Consider the following 8703-nt stretch of genomic DNA (forward strand, 5'->3'; position numbering starts at 1 on the left):
GAGGTTTGCCCGATGACGACACAAGCGCTGTTTCGCGAAGACGCGTACCTCACGCAATGCGACGCGGTCGTTCTGGCCGTCGGCGAAGACGGCATCCGGCTCGACCGCACCGTGTTCTATCCGCTCGGCGGCGGCCAGGCCGGCGACACCGGCACGCTGACGCTGCCCGACGGCAGCACGATCGCGATCGCCGATACGCGCAAGGCGAAGTTCGACGGCGCGACACCCGACGATGCCGTGCACGTGCCCGCACCGGGGCAGGAGGCGCGTGTCGCGGCGCTCGTGCCCGGCACGCGCGTCGCGGCGGAGATCGACTGGCTGCGCCGCTACCGCCACATGCGCCTGCATACGGCCGCGCATCTGATGTGCGCGGTGCTGCCGTACGCGGTCGACGGCTGCAGCGTGACGGCCGACTATGTCCGCCTCGATTTCGCGACGTCCGACCCGATCGACCGCGACGATGTCGAGCGGCGCCTCGCGGGCCTGGTGGTCGGCGCGCACCCGGTCACGACCGAGTGGATCACCGACGACGAGATGGCCGGGCGGCCGGACCTCGTGCGCACGATGAGCGTGAAGCCGCCGATGGGCCTCGGCCGGGTGCGGCTGCTGCGCATCGAGCATGTCGACCTGCAGCCGTGCGGGGGCACGCATGTGCGCAACACGGCCGAAATCGGCGAGCTGCGAATCGCGAAACTGGAAAAGAAGAGCGCGCGCACCCGGCGCCTCGTCCTGGAGTTTGCATGACGATCGACACCATCCACGCAGGCACGGCGGCGCTCGATCCGCATGCGCGGGAGATCCTGGATTTCTGGTTCGGCGAGCCGGGCTCGGCCGAATTCGGGCAGGCGCGCAAGGTCTGGTTCAACGGCGGGGCGGCGTTCGACGACGTGCTGCGCACACGCTATGGCGCGTTGCTCGACGCTGCGTGCGACGGCGGATGCGATCACTGGGCCGGCTCGCCGCCGGGTGCGCTTGCGTTGATCGTCGTGCTCGACCAGTTCTCGCGGAACATCCATCGCGGTACGCCGCGCGCGTTTGCCGCCGACCCGAAGGCGCTCGCGCTTGCACGCCGCGTGGTCGCGGCCGGCTGGGACGCGCAGTTGCCGAGCGGACATCACCGCGCGTTTGCGTATCTGCCGTTCGAGCACGACGAGTTGGTCGAGAGCCAGCGCGAGGCCGTGCGCCTGTGCGCGGGCATCCGCGACGAGGCAGGGTGCGAAAGCTATCACCGCTTCGCGTTGCTGCATGCGGCCGTCGTCGAGCGCTTCGGCCGCTTTCCGCACCGGAACGCGATTCTCGGACGCGAGTCGAGCGACGAGGAAACGGCGTTTCTTCGCGAGCCCGGTTCGTCGTTCTGAAGATCCGCGCAGTCGCGCAATAAGGGGAGGGGGCGGCCCTGCGGCGTCGCGCGGCCACCGTGTCAGCCGGGCGCGCCGGTCGGCGGCGCGCGTTTCCCGGCGGCTGTACGCGTGTCAGGCGGCGGTGTTCGCCGTTCCACGCATGGCACGAGGGGACGCACGACGGTGCGCCGCGCCGCGACCCGTCACTGCAGGTGCTGCTCGGGCGTGCGCACGTACACGCGCAGCAGTTCGTCGTTGTCGCCCGGGCGCGCGCCCGACCAGAACAATTTCCATTCGCTGCCCGGCGCCGGATCGACGGCCCGCACACCCTGGACGATCATCCAGGTGCAGCGCGTCGTTTTCGCGTCGTCGATCGGCGTGTGCTGGATGCCGGAGAAGTAGTACAGCATCGGCGCTTCCGATTCGCCGAGCCCGTGCAGGCTCGCCATGCAGTCGCCGTCGTTCCATTCGAGCGCGAGATGCGCGTTCAGGTCGTCGAACACCGAGCGGTAGCTCTTCGCGACGTCGAGCCACGGCAGGAGCAGCGTGTAGATGAGCCCCCATGCGACGAGTGCGCCGGCGCCCCACGACAGTGCGCCGCGCCAGAGGCCCGTCGCGCGCAGCTTCGGAAGCAGCGTGAGCCAGCCGACCGTCAGCACGAGCGCGCCGGTCACGAGCGCGGGTTCGATCGGCATTGTCCAGTCGAGCGGCAGCCAGCGGCCGAGCGGCGCCAGATCCGCGCGCGACGCGGCCGGATCGGCCATCACTGCCCAGATTGCCCAGGCGAGCGCCGCGGCCGTGCCGAACAGGATGCGGCTCAGGTAATCCCACGCGAGATGCAGCCGGCGCGGCAGGCGTTCGATGGCCTGCGCGGCGACCAGCGCGAGCGGCGCGAAGAACGGCAGGATGTAGAGCTGGCGCGACGTCGCGGACACTTGCAGCACGGCGAGACCGATGCCGGTGAACAAGACGGGCAGCGCGACGCGCGGCGTCCGCCAGTCGCGCCACACGCCGCGCGCGAGCGCGACGATCGCGAGCGGCGCGACCGGGAAGCCGACGAGCAGGAACGCGCGGAGGATGAAGAACGGCTTGTCGTTTTCCGCGCCCAGTTCGGGGACGGAGAAGCCGAAGAAGCGGCCGACGTTGTTATCCCAGAACCACGTCATGAACAGCGTTTCGGAGCGCATGAACAGCGCGGTCGGCCAGATGAGCGCGAACGGCGCGAACACGAGCGCGGCGATGCCGAGCGAGCGCGCGAACGAGCGGGTGCGGCAGGCCGGATAGAGCACCAGCGCGCCGACGAGCGAGGCCGCGAACACGAGCGGCACGAACAGCCCCTTCGCCATCAGCGCAATACCGACGCCCGCGCCGAAGATCGGTGCGGCCCAGCGGCCCGACGGTCGGACCGGCAGCCCGTGGCGCATCTGCTGCGCGCGCGCGACGTGCTGCATCACGAGTTCGAGCAGCCCGCTGAAGCCGATTGCCGTGCCGGCGAACAGCGCGACGTCGGTCATCATGTCGTGCACGTGCTTGATGACGACGAGCGTGCCCGCGCTCAACACGACGGGGCCGATCACGCGCAGGTCGAACCAGGTGTCCGCGCGGCTGGCGACGCGCGCCGTGCGTGCGATGAAGCCGAACGCGAGCGCGGCGAACAGCGCGCTCGCGAGTCGTGCCGCATCGTGCAGCGGCATCACGCGCTGCAGCAGCCATGCGAGGCTGGTCGCGACCCACGCGTAAAGCGGCGGCTTTTCCATGAACGGCAGGCCGGCATTGGTCGGCACGACGAAGTCGCCCGTCTCGAGCATGTGCTGGATGATCCCGAACGTGTAGGTTTCGTCCTGTTTCCAGGGATCGTGACCGAGTACGCCCGGCAGCACATACGCGCAGATCAGCGCGGCGACGAACAGCCATGCGCGCCAGCCGAGCAGGAGCGAGCGCTCGTGCGTGGCGCTGGTTGCGACGGTCGAGGCGGCGTCGGGCGTGCCGGCGACGTCGAGCGTTGCGGTGAGGTCGGTGTCGGCGATCGAGCGGGTGTGCTGAGCCGGGGCGGGCACAGACGTGCGTCGCCGGCTAGGCGCTGCGGTTCCGGGCATGGAAAAGATCTCGGGTCGAGTCGAGCCGGTCCGGCGACATGGGCAGGACCGATTAGGGCCACATCAGGGGGTAACGGACAGGTGTTGATGAGGCCTGTCTGAATGTCCGCTAGTAGACCACGGAATTATTACGAGAGTTTACTCGTAGCGTCACGGAATTGTGGAGATTTGTGGTGTCGTGACGACTGATCGTCTCGGGCGGCGGTTTTTGCTGCGCCGCAGTATGGCATTACCGGCCGCCGCCGACGTCGAGCAGGGCACCCGTCGTGTAGGACGCCGCGTCGCCAAGCAGCCAGACGATCGCTTCGGCGATCTCCTGCGCTTCGCCCGCGCGGCCGAGCGGCGTCGTTGCGCCGAGGCGGGCCGCACGGCCCGGCTGGCCGCCGCTCGCGTGAATTTCGGTCTCGATCAGGCCGGGGCGTACCGCGTTGACGCGCACGCCGTGCGGGCCGAGTTCCTTCGCAAGACCGATCGTCAGCGAATCGACCGCGCCCTTCGAGCCCGCGTAGTCGACGTATTCGTTCGGCGAGCCGAGCCGGGAGGCGATCGACGATACGTTGACGATCGCGCCGCCGCGGCCGCCACGGTCGGTGGACAGCCGGCGCGCCGCTTCGCGCGCGCACAGGTACGCGCCGAGCACGTTGGTGTCGAACATCCGCCGCAGCCGGTCGGCCGGCATGTCGGCGAGCGGCATCGACGGCGCGACGATGCCCGCGTTGTTGACGAGCGCGTCGAGGCGACCGAATGCGGCCGTGACGGTGTCGAACATCGCGACGACGTCGGCTTCGTTCGCGACGTCGCCCGCGACGACGCAGGCACGGCCGCCCGCGTCGCGGACGGCCTGCGCGGTGAGTTCGGCCGCCGCCGCGTCGCGCGCGTAGTTGATGCCGACGTCCCAGCCGCGCCCGGCTGCGAGCACGGCGGTCGCGCGGCCGATGCCACGGCTCGCGCCGGTGATGAGGACGGCCTTGCGGTCGGACGGTGCGGTCATCGCGTGGGGGGGCCGGTGACGGTTACTTGGCCGCGTCGGGCGCCCACTTGTCGCGGGCGGGCGGCTGGTAGCGACGCAGTCGCTCGATCAGTTCGACGGGTTCGGATTCGACGCACAGCGCGTCGAAATAGGCCGGACGCATGAAGCCTTCGTCGACCGTATGGCGCAGCAGCGCGATCAACGGATCGTAGAACGAATCGATGTTGTAGACCGCGACGGGCTTGCGGTGATAACCGAGCTGCGCCCACGTGTAGACCTCGAAGAGCTCTTCGAGCGTGCCGGCGCCGCCGGGCATCGCGACGAACGCGTCGGAGAGGTCGGCCATCATTTTCTTGCGGTGGTGCATGTCGGGCACGACGTGCAGTTCCGACAGCCCCGTATGGCCGACTTCCTTGTCGACGAGCAATTCGGGGATCACGCCGACCGCACGGCCGCCGGCCGCCATCACTTCGTCGGCGATCACGCCCATCAGGCCGACGCGGCCGCCGCCGTAGACGAGCGTGAGGCCCGCATCGACGAGCGCGCGGCCGAATGCGCGCGCGGCGTCGGCATAGACGGGCCGGACGCCGGACGACGAGCCGCAGTAAACACAGACTGCCTTCATTGCTTGGAATCCTTGGCAGGGGCCTGCCCGGTGACGACGGGGCTGTCTGCCGGGCGCGGCGAGCCGTCGCGCGGCGGCAGGTAGTCGGTGAACTGGCGCTTCGGCAGCTTGCCGGAGACCAGGTCGTCGAACAGCTGGCGCGAACGGCCGCGCAGGTACGGTGCCATCACGGAGATCACGTGCATGCTGACCTGGTGCAGTTCCTCGCGGATCGCGTCCTGGTCGTTGTACTTGCGCGGATGCATCACGTACTGATACGACAGCCAGTACGTCGAAATGACGGCCATGTTGGTGGCGATGACCTCGATCTCGGCGGGTGTCGCGACCATCTCGGCGTCGGACACGAGCAGCTCGCACATGTCGCGCGCGAAGCGCACCTTGTGGCTGATGATCTGCTTGAAGTGCGTCTCGAGCGTGCGATTGCGCGCGAGCAGGTCGTTGAGGTCGCGATACAGGAACCGGTAGGTCCACATGAAATCGGCCATGTACTGCAGGTACGACCAGGTTTCGTCGATCGTCGGACGGTGATCTTCGGGAAAGCGCAGCCGCCGTTCGATCTGCTGCTCGAACTGCGCGAAGATGCTGTTGATGATGTCGTCCTTGTTGCGGAAATGGTAGTACAGGTTGCCTGGACTGATTTCCATTTCCTCGGCGATCGTCGTGGTCGTGACGTTCGGCTCGCCGATCTCGTTGAAGAGTTTCAACGACAACTCGAGAATCCGTTCGCGGGTGCGGCGGGGAGGTTTCGCTTCCATGTCGTCCGGCCCTGTGTGTGCCGGACTGGCGGGCGCTGCAATCGATGCTGCGTGATTCGTCCGGCGCGGGTTGCTGTTCTATGTCTAGCGGACGATTATAAACCGGGGTTTCGCCACATCGGGCGCATTTCGTGTGCGCGGCCCCGCACGGCGCATGGTGCAGCGCCGCACGCGGGCGGTGCGCGGCGCGTGCGCCCGATGCTCGTCTAGAAGCCCAGCCAGTGTGCGACGACCGGGCCGAGCACGAAGGCCCACGTCGTCACGCACGCGAACAGCGCGACCGTCACGGCCGCGCTGCCGAGGTCCTTCGCACGCTTGGAGAGTTCGTGGCGTTCGAGCGAGATGCGGTCGATCGCGGCCTCGACGCTCGAGTTCAGCAGCTCGACGATCAGCACGAGCAGCACCGACGCGATCAGCAGTGCGCGCGAGGCGGCCGGCACCGGCGCAAACGCGCCGATCGGGAGCATCAGCGCGGCGAGCGTGAGTTCCTGGCGAAACGCGCTCTCCTCGCGGATCGCGACGCGAAAGCCGTTCAGCGAATGCTTGAGCGCGTACCAGGCGCGCGTGATGCCGCGGTGGCGCTTGTACGGGTTAGGCGGCAACGGCGTCAGCCGATCGTCGGGGCCGAGCGGCTCGTGCGCGTGCACGTCCGCATCGGCATGCGGCTCATCCTCGTCGAACGGACGGTGCCGTTGCGGCGTGGCGTCGGGGGGCGGGGACTTGTCGTTCAGGTCTCGTTTCAAACGGCGGCACCTTCTGCTGGCGAGTACGCGGTCTTCGGCAGCGGCTTCAGATGCGACGCGAACTGCTCGGACGCCGCGCGCCACGAAAAGCGTTCGGCCCATGCGCGCGCAGTCGCGCGTTCGATCTTCAGCGCTTCGAGGCAGGCTTCCTGCAGGTCCTCGTGCATCGCGCCGGCGTCGCCTTCGCCGAGCACGTCGATCGGGCCCGTCACGGGATACGCGGCAACCGGCGTGCCGCAGGCGAGCGCCTCGAGCAGCACGAGGCCGAACGTGTCGGTGCGACTCGGGAACACGAACACGTCGGCCGCAGCATACACCTTCGCGAGCTCGGCCTGTGACAGCACGCCGAGATAGTTTGCCTCCGGATAACGCGACTTCAGCTCCGCGAGCGCGGGACCTTCGCCCGCGACCCATTTCGAGCCGGGCAGGTCGAGGCGCAGGAACGCCTCGACGTTCTTCTCGATCGCGACGCGGCCGACATAGAGGAAGATCGGCCGCGCGGTATTGAGCACCTTCGATTCCATCGGCCGGAACACGTCGAGGTCGACGCCGCGGGTCCACAGCACCACGTTCGTGAAGCCGAATTTCTCGAGGTCCTGCTTGACGACCGGCGTCGGCGCCATCACCGCGAGCGACGGGCCGTGGAACCAGTGCAGGAAGCGGTAGGTCGCCGCGAGCGGGATGCCGAAGCGCGCCTGCACGTACTCCGGAAAGCGCGTGTGATACGCGGTCGTGTACGGCAGCTTGCGCGAACGTGCATAACGCCGCGCGGCGAGGCCGAGCGGGCCTTCGGTCGCGATGTGCAGCGCGTCGGGGGCGAACGCGTCGATCCGCGCGCGCAGCTTGCGGTACGGCAGGATCGACAGGCGGATCTCGGGGTAGGTCGGGCAGGGCACCGTGCGGAATTCCAGCGGCGTCAGCAGTTCGACGCGGTGGCCGAGCGCGGTGAGTTCGCGCGACGTGCTCTTCAGCGTGCGCACGACGCCGTTGACCTGCGGTTCCCACGCGTCGGTGACGATCATGATCTTCATCGCGGCAATGTCCTGTAGGTGCGGTTGTGTCAGGCAGTGGCCTTGGCCTTGCGCGACGTGGTGTCCGACGGTGCGGTGCGCATCACCGTCCAGTAGACGATCTTCAGTTCGCCTTCCATCGTTTCGACGAGTGCGGACAGGCTCTCGACCCAGTCGCCGTCGTTGCAGTACAGCACGCCGTCGATGTCGCGGATCTCCGCCTTGTGGATGTGCCCGCACACGACGCCGTCGCAGCCGCGGCGGCGCGCCTCGTCGGTCATCACGGTCTCGAACTGCGAGATGAAGTTGACGGCGTTCTTGACCTGGTGCTTCAGGTACTGCGACAGCGACCAGTACTGGAAGCCGAGCCGGCTGCGGATCCGGTTGAACCAGCGGTTCAGCACGAGGATCAGCGTGTAGAGCGTGTCGCCGAGGTACGCGAGCCATTTCGCGTGCTGGATCACGCCGTCGAACAGGTCGCCGTGCACGATCCACAAACGTTTGCCTGCGAGCGTCGTGTGGAACGCCTCGCCGCGCACCTGGATGTCGCCGAACGCGAGGTCGCAGAACTGCCGCGCGCCTTCGTCGTGGTTGCCCGGGATGTAGACGACCTGCGTCCCCTTGCGTGCCTTGCGCAGGATCTTCTGCACGACGTCGTTGTGCGCCTGCGGCCAGTACCAGCCCTTTTTCAGCTGCCAGCCGTCGATGATGTCGCCGACGAGGTACAGGTACTCCGAATCGTTGTGGCGCAGGAAGTCGAGCAGGTACGGCGCCTGGCAGCCGCTCGAACCGAGGTGGATGTCGGACAGCCAGATGGTGCGGTAGCGATGCGCGGACGAGTCGGGGTCGTCATGCTGCGTGGCATGACCGGCAGGCGGTTCTTGCGACACCAGCCCGTCGGTTGCGGCGGAACCGGACAGGAAGGCGGTGGCGGCGCGGGCGCCGAGAGGTTGACGGAACAGGGAGGTCGCAGACGTTTTCTGGCCCATGCATGACTCGCGCCGGTTGACATTACCGGCATTCCGCCATGCGGGCGTGACTGTGCCGTGACAGTCACGAGACGTTCTTATTACGGCCGCTGCAAGGTGTTTAGCAGTGAATGCCGGGACGTTGTGTGGCCTGCCGTACCGAACGTCCGGCGCTTGTCCGGCAAGGCTGCCGGGC

General features: G+C 68.1%; 9 protein-coding genes. 2 read left to right on the forward strand and 7 right to left on the reverse strand.

Annotated features, from left to right (window positions below):
* The first annotated feature begins 12 nt into the window (after positions 1–12).
* Entirely contained in the window at positions 13–744 is a 732-nt protein-coding gene (locus VK92_RS29915; protein ID WP_048020474.1) for an alanyl-tRNA editing protein, read from the forward strand.
* Entirely contained in the window at positions 741–1358 is a 618-nt protein-coding gene (locus VK92_RS29920; protein ID WP_048020475.1) for a DUF924 family protein, read from the forward strand. Before VK92_RS29915 ends, VK92_RS29920 begins: the two co-directional genes overlap by 4 nt.
* A 185-nt stretch (positions 1359–1543) precedes the next feature.
* Here VK92_RS29920 and VK92_RS29925 read toward each other — a convergent pair whose 3' ends face one another.
* The 7 genes from VK92_RS29925 to VK92_RS29955 form a co-directional block, all read right to left on the reverse strand.
* Positions 1544–3436: an ArnT family glycosyltransferase gene (locus VK92_RS29925; RefSeq protein ID WP_048020477.1), complete on the reverse strand. Its 1893-nt coding sequence runs from the start codon at positions 3434–3436 to the stop codon at positions 1544–1546.
* 229 nt (positions 3437–3665) lie between these two features.
* Positions 3666–4427: an SDR family oxidoreductase gene (locus VK92_RS29930; protein ID WP_048020479.1), complete on the reverse strand. Its 762-nt coding sequence runs from the start codon at positions 4425–4427 to the stop codon at positions 3666–3668.
* A gap of 22 nt (positions 4428–4449) precedes the next feature.
* Positions 4450–5031 carry a TIGR00730 family Rossman fold protein gene (locus VK92_RS29935; protein ID WP_048020480.1) on the reverse strand — a complete coding sequence of 194 codons (582 nt, stop codon included), beginning with the start codon at positions 5029–5031 and terminating at the stop codon, positions 4450–4452.
* Entirely contained in the window at positions 5028–5786 is a 759-nt protein-coding gene (locus tag VK92_RS29940; RefSeq protein ID WP_021161119.1) for a TetR/AcrR family transcriptional regulator, read from the reverse strand. The genes VK92_RS29935 and VK92_RS29940 overlap by 4 nt, the downstream gene beginning before the upstream one ends.
* Before the next feature lie 206 nt (positions 5787–5992).
* On the reverse strand, positions 5993–6529 hold the full coding sequence (locus tag VK92_RS29945) for a diacylglycerol kinase (RefSeq protein ID WP_048020482.1): 537 nt from the start codon (positions 6527–6529) through the stop codon (positions 5993–5995).
* Positions 6526–7560, reverse strand: a complete 1035-nt coding sequence (locus VK92_RS29950; RefSeq protein WP_027786855.1) for a glycosyltransferase family 4 protein — start codon at positions 7558–7560, stop codon at positions 6526–6528. Before VK92_RS29950 ends, VK92_RS29945 begins: the two co-directional genes overlap by 4 nt.
* Before the next feature lie 29 nt (positions 7561–7589).
* Complete coding sequence (locus VK92_RS29955) at positions 7590–8528, reverse strand: UDP-2,3-diacylglucosamine diphosphatase (RefSeq protein WP_021161120.1); 939 nt, start codon at positions 8526–8528, stop codon at positions 7590–7592.
* Positions 8529–8703: the final 175 nt, after the last annotated feature.

The sequence above is a fragment of the Burkholderia sp. LK4 genome (assembly GCF_001043615.1).
GTDB lineage: Bacteria > Pseudomonadota > Gammaproteobacteria > Burkholderiales > Burkholderiaceae > Burkholderia > Burkholderia cepacia.